At 61.9% G+C, this 17,039-nt stretch carries 11 protein-coding genes; 5 read left to right on the top strand and 6 right to left on the bottom strand.

From position 1 onward, the window contains the following. Nucleotides 1–96 precede the first annotated feature (96 nt). Entirely contained in the window at nucleotides 97–981 is an 885-nt protein-coding gene (locus AM586_RS11055) for a sulfurtransferase (RefSeq protein WP_047821875.1), read from the top strand. 111 nt (nucleotides 982–1,092) lie between these two features. On the opposite strand, the gene AM586_RS11060 is transcribed toward AM586_RS11055, so the two are convergent. The 6 genes from AM586_RS11060 to AM586_RS11085 form a co-directional block, all read right to left on the bottom strand. Further along, the gene (locus AM586_RS11060) at nucleotides 1,093–1,674 is read right to left on the bottom strand and encodes a DUF4214 domain-containing protein (protein WP_047821872.1); all 582 of its coding nucleotides are present in this window, start codon (nucleotides 1,672–1,674) and stop codon (nucleotides 1,093–1,095) included. A 213-nt stretch (nucleotides 1,675–1,887) separates the two neighbouring features. Further along, nucleotides 1,888–3,258, bottom strand: coding sequence for a TolC family outer membrane protein (locus AM586_RS11065; protein WP_229411027.1), 1,371 nt, complete (start codon nucleotides 3,256–3,258; stop codon nucleotides 1,888–1,890). A 2-nt stretch (nucleotides 3,259–3,260) separates the two neighbouring features. Then, nucleotides 3,261–4,631: an HlyD family type I secretion periplasmic adaptor subunit gene (locus AM586_RS11070; RefSeq protein WP_047821870.1), complete on the bottom strand. Its 1,371-nt coding sequence runs from the start codon at nucleotides 4,629–4,631 to the stop codon at nucleotides 3,261–3,263. Beyond that, on the bottom strand, nucleotides 4,631–6,481 hold the full coding sequence (locus AM586_RS11075) for a type I secretion system permease/ATPase (RefSeq protein ID WP_047821869.1): 1,851 nt from the start codon (nucleotides 6,479–6,481) through the stop codon (nucleotides 4,631–4,633). The genes AM586_RS11070 and AM586_RS11075 overlap by 1 nt, the downstream gene beginning before the upstream one ends. 406 nt (nucleotides 6,482–6,887) lie before the next feature. After that, nucleotides 6,888–11,048 carry a DUF4214 domain-containing protein gene (locus AM586_RS11080; RefSeq protein WP_047821867.1) on the bottom strand — a complete coding sequence of 1,387 codons (4,161 nt, stop codon included), beginning with the start codon at nucleotides 11,046–11,048 and terminating at the stop codon, nucleotides 6,888–6,890. Nucleotides 11,049–11,282: 234 nt separating this feature from the next. Beyond that, nucleotides 11,283–12,629, bottom strand: coding sequence for a FecR domain-containing protein (locus tag AM586_RS11085; RefSeq protein WP_052233210.1), 1,347 nt, complete (start codon nucleotides 12,627–12,629; stop codon nucleotides 11,283–11,285). 155 nt (nucleotides 12,630–12,784) lie between these two features. On the opposite strand from AM586_RS11085, the gene AM586_RS11090 reads away from it, so the two are divergent. Genes AM586_RS11090 through AM586_RS11105 form a run of 4 tightly spaced genes read left to right on the top strand, consistent with a single transcriptional unit; the run spans nucleotide 12,785 to nucleotide 16,984 of the window. Beyond that, nucleotides 12,785–14,620 carry a CHASE2 domain-containing protein gene (locus tag AM586_RS11090; RefSeq protein ID WP_082439753.1) on the top strand — a complete coding sequence of 612 codons (1,836 nt, stop codon included), beginning with the start codon at nucleotides 12,785–12,787 and terminating at the stop codon, nucleotides 14,618–14,620. After that, entirely contained in the window at nucleotides 14,617–15,864 is a 1,248-nt protein-coding gene (locus AM586_RS11095; RefSeq protein ID WP_047821866.1) for a tetratricopeptide repeat protein, read from the top strand. The genes AM586_RS11090 and AM586_RS11095 overlap by 4 nt, the downstream gene beginning before the upstream one ends. Nucleotides 15,865–15,869: 5 nt before the next feature. Continuing rightward, entirely contained in the window at nucleotides 15,870–16,196 is a 327-nt protein-coding gene (locus AM586_RS11100; RefSeq protein WP_052233208.1) for a VanZ family protein, read from the top strand. Nucleotides 16,197–16,201: 5 nt separating this feature from the next. Next, the gene (locus AM586_RS11105) at nucleotides 16,202–16,984 is read left to right on the top strand and encodes a Crp/Fnr family transcriptional regulator (RefSeq protein ID WP_082439754.1); all 783 of its coding nucleotides are present in this window, start codon (nucleotides 16,202–16,204) and stop codon (nucleotides 16,982–16,984) included. The last annotated feature ends 55 nt before the right edge of the window (nucleotides 16,985–17,039 follow it).

A 17,039-nucleotide genomic window follows, 5' to 3' on the forward strand; every position in this document is an offset into this window, starting at 1 on the left:
AATCTGCCAAGGCTTTGCCACCGTTGGGACCATACGACCAAGAGACCCATCAGGAGGCTTATAATATCGGGCTAAAGCCTTGATCCAACAGCACTTATGCAACCGACCTCCTACGTTAACATCGCCGCCTACAAATTCATTACCCTCGACAATCTCGAAGAACTGCGCCCGCAATACCAGGCGCTGTGCGAAGAGCTTGGCCTCAAGGGCACGGTACTGCTGACGCCGGAAGGCATCAATATGTTCCTGTCCGGTACCCGCGAACACATCGACCGCTACCTCGACTGGGTGCGCAGCGACGCGCGCCTGGCCGACCTGGAATGGAAGGAAAGCTTGTCGAGCGAGCAATCGCACCGCCGCATGCTGGTGCGGATCAAGAAAGAGATCATCACCATGCGCATGCCGCTCATCCAGCCGGAACTGGGCCGCGCCCCGTCCGTCGCGCCGGCAACGCTCAAGCGCTGGCTCGACCAGGGCCACGACGACGACGGCGTGCCGGTGGTGATGATGGAAACCCGCAATGCCTTCGAAGTCGATGTCGGCACCTTCGAGAATACCCTCGACTACCGCATCGACAAGTTCAGCGAGTTCCCGGACGTCGTCGCCAAGCACAAGGATGAGCTGCAGGGCAAGACCGTGGTCACCTTCTGCACCGGCGGCATCCGTTGCGAAAAGGCTGCGATCCACATGCAGAATATCGGCTACGAGCGCGTATACCAGCTCGACGGCGGCATCCTGAAGTATTTCGAGGAAGTCGGCGGCGACCACTACAACGGCGACTGCTTCGTCTTCGACTACCGCACCGCCCTGAACCCGAAGCTGGAACCGACCGAAACCAGGCAGTGCTTCGCCTGCCGCGCCGTGGTGACGCCGCGCCAGCAGTTGTCGCCGGAGTACGTGGTGGGGGTGTCCTGCCCGCACTGCGCCGGCAAGACCCACCATGAGGCCGCGGCGCCGGACCAGGCCGGACCCGCCGCCTGACAAAAGAAAAACCGCTCCCGACTGCGGCTGCGCAGTGGGGAGCGGAATCTTGACTGTCTATAGCCTGTCGCGCCGCTGGTGCGTCATGCACCGTGCAACGCGCCGCGTGACTCAGGCCATGGCATGCGGCGCATCGACGCCCTGCGGGGTACCGACGATCTGGGCGATCGTGGTATCGATCACGCCCGGATCGCGCGCCGTTGCGGCGCTGGCCAGGTCGTGGATGGAACCGATCAGGCCCTCGGCAATGTCGAACGCCTTCGGATTCAGATAAGCGTTGATCTCCGCCTGGGTGTCGATGTGCTTCGTGAACTCGACGGCAACTGCGACACGTCCGTTGAACACCACGTTGTCGGCCGCTTGCAACTTCGCCGCCGCCGCGACCATCTGCACGACCATGTTATCGATCGTGATCCAGTGCTGGTCAAGCGCACTGGTCCAGAAATTGACGCCCTCCGTATCCCCTGCACGGCCGAAAGTGTTTTCATACACCTTCATGACTGCATCATGATTGCTCAATCCGCCATAGTTTGCCTGGTATTCCGCCGATGCCGCGAAGTCCTTCGCGATTTGCGAAAGAACATCCGGGTTCTGGTTCATAGCGTCCACCCAAAACTTCAATCCGTTCGGATCGGCCGGACGCCCGAAGTATTCGACGTAGAGCTTTTGAATCTCACTGACATTGTCTGCCATCACTGCCTCCTGTCTCAGAAATGTGAATAAATTCTACCTGAATAAAAAAACAAGTGGCGCGACGTGCACATCAATTGAGCGCAACATTCCGATAGACACTATTTCTTATCGGAAGTGCTTACTTACTTTGATAAATAAATTGTTAAATAAAAATAATTCTCGGAATAAAAAAACCCGCTGACATGCAGCGGGCTCTGTCGGGCAGCCGACGGATTAGCGGAAGTAAGCCGCCACCTCGCGCACCGCGCCTTCATCGAGCGTGCCGGCGCCCGCGCGCAGGCGAACCAGGCTGATCAGGTAGTTATAGCGGGCCTGCGCCAGGTCGCGCTGGCTGGTGTACAGCTGCTGCTGGGCGTTGAGCAGGTCGAGGTTGATGCGCACGCCGCCCTTGATGCTCTGCTCGGTTGCGGTCATCAGCAGCTTGCCGGACTCCACGGCTTTCTCCAGCGCAGCGACCTTGGCGATGCTGTTTTGCACCTGGTCGTAGGCCTTGCGCATGTCGGCCAGGATACGGTTGCTGCGCACGTCGAAGTCAGCCCTGGCACGTTCATAAGCTGCGGCCGACTGGCGCGTCGAGGCGCTGATCGCTCCGCCCTGGTAAATGGGAATGTTCACCTGCACGCCGATCGTACGGTTGGTGGTTTCCTGGTTGAGCTGGTTGATCGCCTCGTTATTGCCCTTGCTGTAAGCGGCGACCAGGTCGACACGCGGAAAATGTCCAGCCCTCTGGCGCTGGATGTCCAGGCGCTGGTTTTCGATCGCCAGACGCGCAGCGGCCAGCTCCGGATTATTCGCGATGGCAGTCTGCCGCCAGTCCTCGAAGCTCTTCAGCCCCAAGGCCTGCACATGGAAGTTCGGTCCCAGCTTGTCCAGCGTGCCCGGATCCATGCCGATCACGCCCGCCAGCGTATCGCGCGCGGCGGTTTCGTTGTCCTTCGCTTCGATCAGCTGGGCTTCGGCGAGGTCCAGGCGCGCCTGGGTCTCGATCATGTCGGTCTTGGTGCCCTCGCCTTTTTCGAACAGGTGCTGGTTGACCTTCTGCTGCTCGGCATACATGTCGCGCTGCACCCGCGAGAGCTCGGCCTGGTCTTCAGCGAACAGTGCGTCGGCGTAGGCGCTGATGACGCGGATGATGACGTCACTGGTGTTTGCCTCGAACTGCTTGGCGCCCTGCGCGGCCTGTACCTTGCCCTGGCGGTAGCGCGCGATCCCATCCAGGCTCAGGATCGGCTGGCGCAGCTGGACCACCGACGAGTGGCTGAGATAACGTGGATGGGTCGGGGTTTCGACAATTTTTCCCGTCAGGGGATTTGCCTGAAAATAGGTGACGTCGGCCACGTTCCGGCTGCCGGAATAGCTGGCCGACACCTGCGGCAACAGCGCCGAACGGCCCAGCACGGCATTTTCCTTGGCCGACTCGTTCTCCCAGAAATTCATGCGGTAGGCCGGGTCGTTCTTCAGGGCTGCCTCATAGGCCTGCTGCAGGCTGACCGCGCCGGCACTGCCGGACACGGCCGCCAGCAGCGCAGCCAGGGCGACAGCCTTCCGGCGCAGCACGCCGGTGCTCACGATTGCTTTGGCCACGGTCAATCCTCGCTCATCGAGGAATGGGCACGGTCGAACACCGGCTTGAGCAGGTAGCTCATCATGGTGCGCTCGCCGGTCTTGACGAACAGTTCCGCCGGCATGCCGGGACGGATGTCCATCTTGTGGTGGGCGATCATCTTCGCGCCTTCCGGCGTCACCTTCACGCGCACCTTGTAATAGGGCGCGCCGGTACGCTCGTCGACGGTACGGTCGGCCGAGACAGCTTCCACCACGCCCGGGATGTGCGGGGTACGGTTGGCGTTGAAGGCCGAGAAGATCAGCTCGGTCGGCAGGCCAACATGCACCTTGTCGATCAGGTTGACTTGCAGCTGGCCTTCGACGATCAGCGGATCGTCCGCCGGCACGATGTCCATCATCTTGAAGCCCGGCGACACCACGCCGCCGTTGGTGAACACGGCCAGGTTGACCACGGTGCCGTCGACCGGCGCCTTGACGTCGACGTTGGCCAGTTCGAATTGCTGGGCGCTCATGCGCGCACCCTGCGCTTCGGCTTCCTTCTGTGTCTCGGCCAGCTGCGTGCGCACTTCCTTCTGGTAATCCTGCATGCGCTGCGACTTGCGCAGGTTCAGTTCCAGCACCTGGCGCTGCGAACGACCGATATTGCCGATGTCTTCCGAAATCGCGCCCTGCAGCTGGGCATAGGTACGTTCCAGGTCCAGCAGGCGGTTGCGCGCCACATAGCCTTCCTTGGAGAGGTCACGCATGCCATCCAGCTGCTCCTTCAGGAAGCCGACCTGGGCCTTCTTGCTGTCGCGCGATTCCTGCAGGCCCTGGATCTGTATCTTCAGTCCGGCAATGCTCTCGTCCACACCGCCCAGCTCACTCTGCAGCGAGGCGCGGCGCGAGGCCAGCAGCTGGGTTTGCAGCGTCATCGTCTCGGCCACGCGCGGATCGCTGGCGCGCTTGGTCAGCTCTTCCGGAAAGCGGATGGTCTTGAGTCCATCACGCTCGGCCAGCAGGCGTGCCTCGGTGGCGCGCGCACTCAGGTATTGGGCCTCGGTCATGTCGACGCCGGCACGCGCAGTGACAGGATTCATGCGCACCAGCACCTGGCCGGCCTTCACCACGTCGCCGTCCTTGACCAAAATTTCCTGGATGGTGCCGCCAGTCTGGTGCTGCACGGCCTTGCGATTCGATTCCTTGGCCACGGTGCCGGACATCGGTACGCCCTTGTCGAGCGGCGCGAACGCTGCCCAGACCAGGAAGCCGATCACGCCGACCAGTACGATCAGCCAGCCGGTGCGTGCATAGGCGCGCGCGTCGGTGTTCACGGTCAGCGGCGCGACGTCATGACCGATGACTTCGGTTGCCGCATCCTTGTGCGCATCCTTGTTCTGAATGAGCTTCATTATTTGTTTCCTTGTTCGGTCATTGCGGCTGCTGCGGCCGCCTCTGCTTCGGCCTGCGCCTTGCGGGCCTGGGCCTGTGCCTGTGCCTGTGCCTGTGCCTGTTGTGCGGCCTGTGCCTGCTGCGCGGCCTGTGCCTGTGCCTGCTGCTGGGACAGCGCTTTCTGGTTGGCGTCCTGGATCGCAGCCAGTACCTGGTCGGTCGGACCGAACATCTGAGCCACACCGTCGCGTAGCAGCAGCAGCTTGTTGGTGGCGCCGATGATACTGGTGCGGTGCGTGATCAGCACAATGGTCTTGCCGCGGCGGCGCAGGTCGAGCACTGCCTGCACCAGCGCCTGCTCACCGACTTCGTCGAGGTTCGAGTTCGGTTCATCCAGCACCACCAGCGCCGGGTCGCCGTACATTGCGCGGGCCAGGCCCAGACGCTGCTTCTGACCGCCGGACAGGCCGGCGCCGCCATCCCCCAGCAGCGTATCGTAGCCTTTCGGCAGGTGCAGGATCATATCGTGGACACCAGCGCGCTTTGCGGCCTCCACCACTTTTTCCGCGTCAACCTCGCCGAAGCGGGCAATGTTATCGCTGACGGTGCCGCCAAACAGCTCGATGTCCTGCGGCAGGTAGCCAATATTCGGGCCGAGTTCGCCCTTGTTCCAGCTGTAGATGTCGGCGCCGTCGAGGCGCACCTTGCCGGCCGCGGCCGGCCATACGCCCACCAACAGGCGCGCCAGGGTCGACTTGCCGGAACCGGACGGTCCGATTACACCCAGCGCATCGCCTGGGGCGATGGCGAACGTCAGGGCGCGCACCACCGGCTGGGCGGCCCCTGGCGGCGCCGCAGTGACGCCTTCGACGGTCACGGCCCCCTGTGGCTTCGGCAACTCCATGCCGACGCCACGTTCCGGATTCGTGCTCAGCAGCGCAGTAAGACGCTCGTAGGAGCTACGCGTGCTGGCCCAAGATTTCCACACCGCAATCACTTGCTGCACCGGGGCCAGCGCGCGGCCTACCAGGATCGATGCGGCGATCATCATGCCCGGAGTGATCCGGCCGTCAATCACCAGCAGCGCGCCCAAGCCCAGCACGAGCGACTGCAGCGAAGTCTGGGTAAACTTCGTGATCGCGCTCACGATACCGGCCTTCTGGCTGGCTTCAGCCTGCAAGCTGAGGAAACGGCTGTGCAACTTGTACCAGCGGCGCATCAGGTTGGGCAGCATGCCCATCGATTCGATGACTTCGGCGTTACGCAGATTGTTGGTAGCCAGGGTGCTGGCCGCGATTGCCATGCTGTTGGCTTCGCTCAGCGGTCCTTTCGACACCTTTTCGTTGACGATGGCGAGAATGACGAGCACCACCGTGCCGCACAGTGCGAACAGGCCGAGCCAGGGTTCGAAGAAGAAGATGACGATCAGGTAGATCGGAAACCAGGGAGCGTCAAAGAAGGCGAACAATGCGTTACCCGTGAGGAACTGACGCAAACCGGTCAGGTCGTTCAATGCCTGTCCCGCATTGCCACCGGCCTTCTTGAGGTTTTGCTCGAACGCGGCCGTATAGACACGCTTGTTGAGCATCATGTCGAACTTGGCGCCAATACGCACCAGCACAAAGCTGCGCATCATTTCCAGCGCGGACATTAACACGTAGGCGCCGAGCATCATGAGCGTCAGCATCAGCAGCGTGATCTCGTTGCGGCTCGCCAGGACACGGTCATAAACCTGCAGCATGTACAGGGAGGGTGTCAATGCCAGCAGGTTCGTGATCGCGCTGAACGTACCGACGGTGACGAAAGTACTTTTGAAGCTGCGCAGGATCTGCGCAATCTCGTTCTGGGGTTGGGATAGTTTGTTGTTCATCTTTGCCGTCTTAAGGGTAATGCCCGATAAGTGGGTAGCGGCCACTGTCAAGCAGTCGCGACATTATCGCTTAAAAACGGAACAAAATGTGACGTGGATCACATTTAATGTATTTGACTTGTTGCTTTCCGGCGTATTGCGCGCCGGGGGACAGAACGACAGCGAGTCTAGCAAAGAAATGAAAAAGCCTCCCAGCATGACTGAAGGCTCGTGCACGGCAGCGTCAAGCAATCATTCCATTTGCGCCTACACCCAGCAGCCAGATGGCCGCATTCGAAAGCGCTGCAGAAAAAATCCTCATCGATGCTTACCGCGCTTGATGCAATGAGGCGGAAGGGTTGGATTTGCATCCGCGCCTTCCGCCTAGACCACTCACCTGCCCGAAAGCAGGTGAGTGAACGAGCGATTACACCAGGCCCAGGGTGCCGAAGTCGGCGTTGAAGCTCAGGTTGCTACCGTCGATGCCGGTCAGCTTGACGATCGAATCGACGCCATTGACGAAGGTATCGTGCGGACCACCGTGATCCACGACCACGTAGGTGTCGCCCTTGTAGTTGAACCACACGGCAGCAGCGGCGCCACCTTCCTTCACTGCAGCATTGACGAAGTCCGAGAACTGTGCAGTCGCGTCGTTCAGGGTTGCGCCCAGCTTGGCAACAGTAGCGCCAGCCGTCGTGCCCAGTTGCAGCAGGTCGCCGCCTTTGAAATCCAGGATTTCAGAGTAGGTGTTGGCCTGCTTGTTGCCAACGGTGTTCAGGATGAACAGGTCGTTACCGTCACCGCCGGTCACCTTGGCGCCGTTGCTGCCCAGGCCGATGATGTCGTTACCGGCACCACCGTTGATAACGTCGGCCTTGGCATCCGTACCAACCGAAGCGTACAGGGTGTCAGCAGCCGAACCACCGGTGATGGTCATGGCGACTGCGCCGGTAGCGGCAACAGCCAGTTTGCCGGTCAGGGCAGTAGCGTCGATGGTTGCCAGCAGCGGGGTTGCTGCAGCGGTCAGACCCAGGGTGATGTTCGAGTTACCCGAAACGGTCAACAGGGCTGCCTTATCAGCATTCAGGTTCAGACTAGCGGTGTTGGTCACATTGCCGAACGCATCGGTAGGCGACAGATCACCGGCGTTGAGCGTGATAGTCTCGACGCCCGCCACGTTCACGGTGCCGAAGTTCAGGCTGTCGCCATCCACGGTGGTAACGATGTTGAAGCTATCGGCGGTGCCGGTAGCGTCAGCCATCTTCACGGTCACACCAGCGCCGCCATCAACCAGTTCCAGCGTGCTGTTGTTGGCCATTTTGTCCAGGGTCAAGGTCGACATCGGATTGCCAACATCTGCGCCATGGGTGGTGACATTGACAGCAACAGCCGGGGCGGTAGCCGTGCTCTTCACGTTGGTGATTGCGAAGTCCGACGCAGCAGCGTCCGCTGCACTGAAATCCTTTGCGGTGAAGTCGACGGTGCTACCGGTGACAGGGTCCACAACAGCGGTCCAATGTGCGAACGTCTTCGCTGCAACTGCGGCAGCGATATCGGCCGGGGTCATGTCGCTCGACAGGGTAATGGTGACGCCATCAAACACGATGGTGTCAGCGTCTTCGATCGCACCCGATCCACCGAATGCGGCTTTGAAGACTTCATTGGTAGTTGCATCGCCAGGAGTAGTGACGGTTACAGCCACGGCAGCAGTGGTAGCATCCGTATCGACGATGGCGAAGTCGGTCGCTTTCACGTCGGGGGCCGAAGCAGCATTCTGGGCCTGGAAGGTCACGACGGAACCGTTGACGCCGGTCACGATGTAATGCGTCGACGACTGGTTAATGAACTTCGCTGCGATCTGAGCTGCAGTTTCGCCGCCAGCCAGGGTGATGGTGAGGCCGTCGAAGGTGATGGTGTCGCCACCGCGGACTGCACCCGACGAAGCGAAGTCAGCATTGAACACTTCCTTGACAGCAGCAGCAGAGCTAGCGGCAGAGTTGTTGCTCACGACGTAATTGATGCCGTCCATATTGGCCATGTTGACCGTAGTGGCGGTAGTCACTTTGTCGGTGATTTCCAGCTTTTCGAAGCCGTCGATCTTCCCGGCGAAGGTAGCGTTGGCCGAGAACGCAGCGGCACTGGCACCATTCATTGCGATGGTGTCGACGCCTGCGCCACCGCTCAGGGTAGCGGTCGGCAGAGCGGCGGCGCCGGTGCTGGTCAGGACCAGTTTGTCGTCGCCTGCCCCCAGGTCGACAGCCTTGCTGATGGCGGTTTCTGCGTTGGCGATGGTCACGGTGTCGCTACCTGCGCCGCCGGTGTAGGTGGTGGTGGTGCCGTCGGCGATAGTGAACTCGGCGGTGCCGGCGGTCATGCCGCTGGTGTTGATCGAGGTGGCAGCAGCCAGGCCGCCAGTCGCGGTGGTACCGGCAACGTTACCGGTGCCTGCGACGTTGACGGCGGTAGCCGTAGCCGAGATCAGGGTCGTCTGGACGTCGTCGCCGTTGATGGTGGCGTTGATGGTCTTCGTCGCGCCAGTTCCGACGCTGACGGTGCCGTCGACTTCGGTCAGGTTCAGTGCCAGGGTCGAAGCTGCGCTGCCGATAGCGAAGTCGCCGCCGTTCGACAGGGTGACGGTGGCCAGAGCCGTGTTGCCGGCGCCGACGCTGGTGATGGCGTCAGCACCGCTGGAGGTGTAACCGTCGATGGTGACGGTCTTCAGTGCAGCGCTGCCATCGATGGTGACGACACCGGTTGCCACGCCCAGGGTGTTCTGCGCGGAGACGGCAGCGAGACCTTGGGTGGTGGTGGTGGCGGTTGCATTGACCGTCGACAGCTCCAGGTCGGCCATGGCGGTGTTGGCCTTGCCGGTGAAGATGACGGTGTCGTCGGTGGCGGTAGTGGTGCTCCAGTTGGCCAGCAGAGCACCAGTGTAAACACCTTTGGCGCTGATGCCCGAACCTTGGGTGTCGCCAGTAGCAGTGATCACGATGGGGGCCAGAGAGAATTCATTTGGCTTGATCGCGCTTGCCGACAGGTTCGTGAACGCTTGTGCAACTTCGGCAGCGGTCAGGTCCTTGGCAGCGGTAAAGGTCAGGCCGCCGACGGTAACGGATTCGGTCGCTTTCAGTGCGGTGAACTTGACGCTGGCCACTTCGGTTGCACCAGCCACGGCTGCGCGGCTCTTAGCGGTAACATCGGCGTCCTGCTTGACGGTGACGTCGGTGGTCACGGCGGTGGCAGTGATGTGCACGTCGCCTTGGGTGACGGTTTCCTTGCCGCCGTCAGCGACCAGGGCGCTGACGCCACTGGTGGCTTTCTGGGTCACGCTGATGACCTTGCCGCCTTCCACGGTGATGTCGCCCATCGCGACATTAGTGGTAGTGGCGGCGGTGGCGTTGTTGACCGCTGCTGCACCGGTTGCGACGATGGTGACGTTGCCCGCTGCATCAGTGCCGTTGCCGGTAACGCCGACGTTGATCGCGCTGTGTGCGTCGCTGACGTTGACGTTGACGTTGTTGCCTCCAACAACGTTGATGGTGTCAGCCGCTACGAGAGTATCGACATTATCAACGGTTACGATGTGAGCCGCCGCACCAGCATCCTTCAGCGTGACGCCGACGTCAGTGGTCGCGCCAGCGGTCGCGGTGACGGTGCCACCTGCCTTGAGGACGTTCAGGTTGGTCACGCCGGTGGTGGCGGTGGTGTCGACGGTGACAGCCTTGGTGCCCGACACTTCGACGACTTCGACGCTGCTCAGGGTCGGCAGAGCGATGGCATTGCCGGTTTCGTCAGCGATGCGGACGGTGTCGATGCCGGCGCCGCCGTTGACGACGTCCAGGCCGCTGACGGTGTTCAGTTCGGCGGAAGCCGAGATCGAACCGCTGAAGATATCGTTACCGCCGGTGCCCGCCAGGGTATCCAGGCCTTTGGTGAACGCAGTAGCGGCGCCCTGGACCGGAGCATTGGTCAGGCCGTTCAGGGTGTCGGTGACGGTGTTCTGGTAAGCGGTGACGTCGGTCGAATTGCTAACGCCGCCCAGCAGCGAACGGCCTGCAGCGGCAGCCTGGTCGCCTGCGTACGCGGTGATTTCAGCCGGGGTGTCGATTGCGGTGGTGAACGAGGTGGCGACGGCCAGCTTGTTCTGCACGGTCAGCGCGTCCAGCTTGCCTTGCGCCGAGGTGTTGTCCAGCGCAGCCTGGGTGATCGAAGCAGCGGCGTTGGCTTTGGTCAGGGTGCCCGAGGTGATGGCGTTGACCCAGAAATTGAAACCGTCGAGGTCGGCGTCGCGGCCCAGGACGTTGTGGTAGATCGCGTTAACGAACTTGCCGATGCCGATCTGGCTGTTGTCGGAGCCGTACAGGGCAACCGATTCTGCCGAGTTGTTGAAGCTGTTGACCAGCTGCGCCAGTGCCGTGGTGCCAGCCGTGTCAGCCTGCACAGCAGCGTTCACTTCAGCGAAGGTCTTCGGTGCGCCCATAGCGTCGAGTGCTGCCGAGAAATTCTGCAGGCCGTAGTAATCGGCCGGACGGCCGAAGTACGAAATGTACAGTTGCTGAACTACGCTGGTGTAGTCTTGTGCTGCCATGATTTGAAATCCTTTAAGATTGTGTGGTTAGAACCAAGTCTGCTTCCGTAAGCTCTACAAACTTCCGGAACACTATTTGCAGAACTGCGAAGTATATTGCCAGATCGCCAGACTTGCGTTGTGACAGCGGTCACAAATCAAATTTTTTTTACCGATTAGCGACAAATTTTTTACAGATTCTCTCAAATACTCTCTTCAGAGCTGATCAATATCTGTACAAACTCTTAATTTCTGTTATCTCCCCCATAACGTTGCACCGCTAACGGTAACGCCGGGAATCGTCAGGGACTTGAATATATAGCCGGCCTGCTCGGCATTGGGGCCGCCAAGATAACCGCGAATGAGCGTACTTGTACCCACATCCTCGTACAGCACGCCTTTATCGGTGACGACACCATGGCCAGCGACGTCGACCTGGATACCAGTGGCTTTCACGGACAGTGAAGTTGCAAAGGTCCTTTTTGAGAAGTCCATATTCAATTGACCGGATTCAATATTGGCAGCACGATCAAGCCCATCGCTGTTGATGATGGCTTCGCCGCTCATCAGCTTGAAAGCCGCAGTGCCTTCTTTCGGCATGACTAGCGCAGAATTTTTCAACCGCGTAATGGCATAAGGTGCGTAATAGGTGGCGATCTCCGTGTCCGCGGAGCCGATGCGGCCCGGCCTGGCAGGCAGCCCGGCAATCGCCTGCCAACGTCCCCAGAAAATCTCCTGGACTACTGGCACATCCGGACGTGACGTGTCGACGATCACCGGTGGGGGCGGCGGCGTAATGACCGGCGGCGGTGTGATGACCGGCGGCGGCGTGACGACCGGCGGTTGCTGGGTTTGTTCGCCGACGGGCTTGGCATTGCTCAGCTGTTCCGATCGCTGCGGATCGAGGTTGACGGTTGCCAGCGGCCCAGGCGGCGCCTGCTTCACGGCAGGCTCGTCGCTGCGCGGCTTTTCAACCTGGTCGGGGAACAGCACCGGATTCTGGAGAAGTTGCGGCACGCGGTTGCCGCGCTCCACCTGGAGCAGCAATCCAGCTTGGCCGGCGAATAGCTCGCGGGTATCGCGGCCTTCGCACGGCCCGGTGCCGGCCGCCGAGCAATTCGCGCCGAAGCCGCTCATCACCACGCCGCCGGACAACACGGTCACGCGGGTAGTCTGCTGGTCGGTATAGACGGTAAAGTCGGTGCCGCGCACGCCGATCGCCGCTACCGGAGTGTTGAAGCGAAAGTTCTGGCGCGCCTGCTTGACGCCCTGCCCAGAAATAGACCGCGCCACGCCCTGCAACAGCTCGAGCTTGACATGGGTTTTCGACGAATCGTTCCTGTCGATCGAATAGGCCACCACCCGCGCCGTGCTGTTCGGGCGAAGGATGAGGAAGCCATTGTCGACGGTCCTCATATATATATAGCCATCTGCGCCGGTCGACAGTTCGTCGCCCTCGCCTACTGCGGCATCCTGCGTTGCCGCATTGCGTCCGACCTGGGCTTGGCCGCTGACAAACACGACGCGGCCGGCCTCCGCCGCATATACCATGTCGGCAAACGACCACAGCAGTCCCACGGCTAAAGCAAGTTTTCGTAGCATATAGTTCTCCTTGTCTAGCATTGTCCCTTCACAACTGCTAAAGTCTGTGACCTTCGTCACAATTTACAATATTACGGTTGAGCCCGCCACAACGTAATTTTTACTTGCCAGCAACACAACCCGTTATACTTCAGCTTTCTATCCCTCAAACTTTGATGAGAATTCCCGGTTTCCTTTGCACCGGCCTGCGTGACATCCGCGCTCAGCGTGGACTCATCACGCTCGTAGCGCTCGCCCTGGGAGCGTGGCTGCAATGGCATGGCGGAGCGACCCCGGTCACCGCTGCGGATGAGTGGCTTCGCGACAAATTCATTCAACTGCAGGCAACGACGGAACCGGAACGGCGTGTGCTGGTAATCGACATCGACGAAAGCAGCCTGGCGCAGCATGCATGGCCCTGGCCGCGCGCGCGCATCGCCGACCTGATCGAACTCGCGCTCGCCGACGGCGCCCTCGGCGTCGGCCTCGACATTCTGTTCGAAAAACCGGCAGATACGGCCGGCGATACGCGCCTAGCGATGCTGGCGGCCCACGGCCCTGTCGTCCTGGCCCAGATGTTCGATTACCTGCAGACCGGCGAACCGCTGGCGGGCGGTCACCTGGTCGGTGGCGCTGCTGCACGCGGCCCGATCGGCGCGACCGCCGCGCAAGGCTACCTCGCCAACCATGAAGGATTCGTGCATGCGCGCCAGGCCGGTAATATCGGCGTGGTGCCCGATGCCGACGGCACGCTGCGCCGCCTGCCGATGCTCACCAGCTACCGGACTCGAGTTTACCCGACCCTGTCGCTGGCCCTGCTTCAATGTTGCGGCGCCGCGACAACGGCCTTGCCGCCGGTTCGCGCGATCGAACGCATTCCCTATTCCCGGGACTGGCCTGCCTACGACGTGGTCAAGGCTGGCGACCTGCTGGCCGGGCAGATGCCGGCCGAAATGGCGCGCGGCCGCCTTGTGCTGATCGGCTCCTCCTCGCTGAGCATCGGTGACCGTGTGTCGACCCCACTGCACGCCTCCAGCGCCGGTCTGCTGGTCCATGCCTCGATGCTGACTTCACTGCTCGACCGCCAGCAGGGACTGGCGCCGGCGCCGCTGCCCGGCAAAGCCATTGCCTTTGGCTTCGTGCTCCTTATCGTACTGCTGACCAGCTACACGCTGCCGCGTCGCTCGGCCGCCGCCAACACCTTGCTGCTCGGCGCCGGCGCCCTGCTATGGCTGGGCATTGCCTGGCTGCTGGCGCCGCACGACCCCGATTTCGCGCCTGCCGGGCCGCTGTTCTGCTGCCTCTACCTGCTGGCGGTGGCCGTACCTTTCCATTGGGAGTTGGCGCAGCGGCGTTCGCGCCAGCTGCTGGGCACGCTGCGTCAGTACGTGGCCGGTGAAGTAGTCGACGAACTGCTGCGAAGCGACCTTAAGGATCCGCTGGCGCCGCGCCATCTGGAAGTGACGACCCTGGTGGCCGACATGGAGGGCTATACCACCCAGGTCGAGTCACTATCGCTGGAAGATGCGTCGCGCTTGACTACCGACTTCCTGGAGTGCCTGACCGGTCCTGTCCTGGCGCATCGCGGCACGCTCGACAAGTATACCGGCGACGGCCTCGTAGCCTTCTGGGGTGCGCCGCTGCCGAACGCCGAGCACGCCGACCTGGCGCTGGACGCGGCGGCGCAGATTGTGCATGAGGTTGCGCGGTTCTCCAGCCTGCGCATCGCCAGCGGCAAGCCTGCGCTCCGGGTTCGCATTGGCATCGAGAGCGGCGCCGCGATGGCCGGCGACTACGGCACCGCGGCGCGCAGCATCTACACGGCCGTCGGCGACAGCGTGAACACGGCCGCGCGCCTGGAACAGGCCGCGCGCGACTATCCGCATGACGTGATCGTCGGCGAAGGCACGGCCGCCCTGGCGCGCCGCCATCGCCTATTGCCGCTGGGCGAACGCCAGCTGCGCGGCAAGGGCCGGCCGATCCGCATCTATACCCTGGAGCGCAGCGAATGAAGCGCTGGCTCGCCCATGCTGCGCTGGCCGCGGCTCTGTCGCCGTGCCTGACCCAGGCCCAGGCGCCCGCGAACGAACCCGCAGCCGAGCAGGAGATGCTATACCAGTCTGCGCTGCGCTTGCTGGCCGAGGGCCGCCTGGAAGATGCCGCCGCGATGCTGCAGCGCGTCGTCTCGCAGGAGCCGCGCCATGCCGGCGCCTGGCTGGATCTGGCGATCAGCCAATGCGAACTCGGCAACGCGGCCGAAGCGGAACGCCTGTTCAGAACGTTCGAGCAGCGCTTTCCTTCACCACCTGGCATCGCCGAAACTATCTCCCGCTACCGCGCGACCGGCTGCGGCAAGCCGGCGTCGACACGCCAGGGCAGCACATGGCTGCTGGCCGCCACCCGGGGGCGCGACGACAACGTCAACCAGGGCGCGAGCGATCCGCGTTTCACTATCGGCACCGGCAGCGCCCACACCGAATACGAACTGGCCCCCGCTTTCCTGCCGAAACCCGACAGTTTCAGCCAACTGGGCGTTTCTTACCTGCGCCCGCTCGGCAATTCTGGCATCAGCCTCATTGCCCAGGCCTATGGCCGCTGGCACGACCACGAGCGCGCACAGGACACGACTTCTGCGCTCGGCGCCCTCGAGCACACCTGGAAGGCTGGCGGCTGGCGGCTACGCGGCACGGCCGCGCTCGGCTATGTAACCCTCGATGGTATCCTCTACCAGCGCCAGCAACAGCTCCAGGCGCGCGTGACACCGCCGCTGAAGCTCCCCCAAAACGCCGAGTTCGCCCTATACGGTAACCTGAACCACGTAAACTATCCGACCCGCTCTGCGTATGACGGCAACACGCTCGAACTGGGCGGTGTCTATGGCTATCGCACCATGCACGGCTTGTCCCAGGCGACCCTGACGGCATTGCGGGACGATAGCACCAATGGCCGGCCGGGCGGCGACCGCAAGGGCTGGTTCGGCAGCCTGCAATGGTATGGCGAAGTCAATGACCGCTTCTCGCTCGAAGCCGGGCTGACCCACCAGTACTGGCGCAGCGACGACATCTATTCCGCCGGACTGATCGAGACGCTCCGCCTGCAGCAGTCAACGACGCTACGCGCGGCTGGCAACTGGCTGCTGCGCCCGCATACCAGCGTGGTGCTGGAGTGGCGTGGTACTTTCAACCACGAAAATATCTCGCTGTTCCAATATAATAGCCGGGCTCTGCAGCTGAGCCTGCGTTGGGATAATTTTTGAGCGGTATGTCTTTTGAATTGATTGTTTTCCTGGCCGCTGCAAGCACGGTCGCCCTCGGCTGCCTGCTGCCGTCGCACTGGCTGCCTCTGCTTCCGCATGACAAGCTGTTGCATTTCATCGCGTTCGCGGGCCTCAGCACGCTCGCGCTGCGCATCGAACCGGCTTGGCCGCTGCGCACCGTATGGCTGCTGGGCCTGCTGCTGGCCGGACTGGCGATCGAACTCCTGCAGAAGCTGGTTCCGGGCCGCAGTTTTTGCTGGCGCGACATGGGCGCCAACGCGGCGGGCATCGCCGCGACGGCCCTGGTTTTCGGACTGTTACAGGTAATCTGAGACGCATGACATCATCGAGCAAACGCAAGAACGAAACAGATATCGAAATCGCTCCGAGCGAACTAGTGCCGGACCCCGCAGCGGTGGCGGCAGACGCGCCGGCGCCGCAGGAAGTCAACCTGCAGATCCACCTGCGCAAGATCCCGCTGCTGGCCAACCTCAGCGAGGAAGACATGGCGCGCGTCAAGTCCGACCTGCGTATCCGCCAGTACGCCAAGCGCGACATCGTCCTGCAGAAGGGCGCGCCCGGCGACAGCCTGCTGTTCCTGCTGACCGGTTCGCTGCAGGTGATTGACGTCACCGAGGATGGCCGCGCGGTCGGCCTGCGCATGCTGCAGCCGGGCGACTTCTTCGGCGAGATCGCCCTCATCAATGGAACGATGCGCTCGGCATCGGTGGTGGCGCTGACGCCGGTGCTGGTGGCGCTGCTGCCGCGGGCCACGGCCATGTACCTGTTCTCGCACGCGCCGTCGGTGGCCAACCACATGCTGCGTTTTCTGGCCGAGAAGATCCAGCGCGATTCGGCTTTCCGCTCCCTGCTCAGCATCCACAACACTTCGCGCCGCATTTACAGCTTCCTCGACCTGCTGAAGGAAAAAAAGGAAGGCGACGTGCAAGTGGTGGAAAACCTGCCGACGCACCAGGACATTGCCAACATGATCAATACCAGCCGCGAGACCGTCACGCGGGCCCTGCTGGCGCTGACCCAGCAGGGTATCATCGAGAAGGGCACGCATCGCATCATCATCATCAAGCCGGATGAGCTGCAAAAACTCATCCAAGGGTGAGCCAGGACTGAATTTGCAACAATTGGTAAAACGTAAATTACTACGTAGCACCATG

It is taken from the genome of Massilia sp. WG5 (genome assembly GCF_001412595.2).
Taxonomy (GTDB): domain Bacteria; phylum Pseudomonadota; class Gammaproteobacteria; order Burkholderiales; family Burkholderiaceae_D; genus Telluria.

Excerpts from the sequence above, each read along its gene's own strand:
- AM586_RS11095 (WP_047821866.1), top strand. The coding sequence starts at position 14,617 with ATGAAGCGCTGGCTCGCCCATGCTGCGCTGGCCGCGGCTCTGTCGCCG.
- AM586_RS11055 (WP_047821875.1), top strand. The coding sequence starts at position 97 with ATGCAACCGACCTCCTACGTTAACATCGCCGCCTACAAATTCATTACC.
- AM586_RS11090 (WP_082439753.1), top strand. The coding sequence starts at position 12,785 with ATGAGAATTCCCGGTTTCCTTTGCACCGGCCTGCGTGACATCCGCGCT.
- AM586_RS11105 (WP_082439754.1), top strand. The coding sequence starts at position 16,202 with ATGACATCATCGAGCAAACGCAAGAACGAAACAGATATCGAAATCGCT.
- AM586_RS11080 (WP_047821867.1), bottom strand. The coding sequence starts at position 11,048 with ATGGCAGCACAAGACTACACCAGCGTAGTTCAGCAACTGTACATTTCG.
- AM586_RS11075 (WP_047821869.1), bottom strand. The coding sequence starts at position 6,481 with ATGAACAACAAACTATCCCAACCCCAGAACGAGATTGCGCAGATCCTG.
- AM586_RS11085 (WP_052233210.1), bottom strand. The coding sequence starts at position 12,629 with ATGCTACGAAAACTTGCTTTAGCCGTGGGACTGCTGTGGTCGTTTGCC.
- AM586_RS11060 (WP_047821872.1), bottom strand. The coding sequence starts at position 1,674 with ATGGCAGACAATGTCAGTGAGATTCAAAAGCTCTACGTCGAATACTTC.
- AM586_RS11100 (WP_052233208.1), top strand. The coding sequence starts at position 15,870 with ATGTCTTTTGAATTGATTGTTTTCCTGGCCGCTGCAAGCACGGTCGCC.
- AM586_RS11070 (WP_047821870.1), bottom strand. The coding sequence starts at position 4,631 with ATGAAGCTCATTCAGAACAAGGATGCGCACAAGGATGCGGCAACCGAA.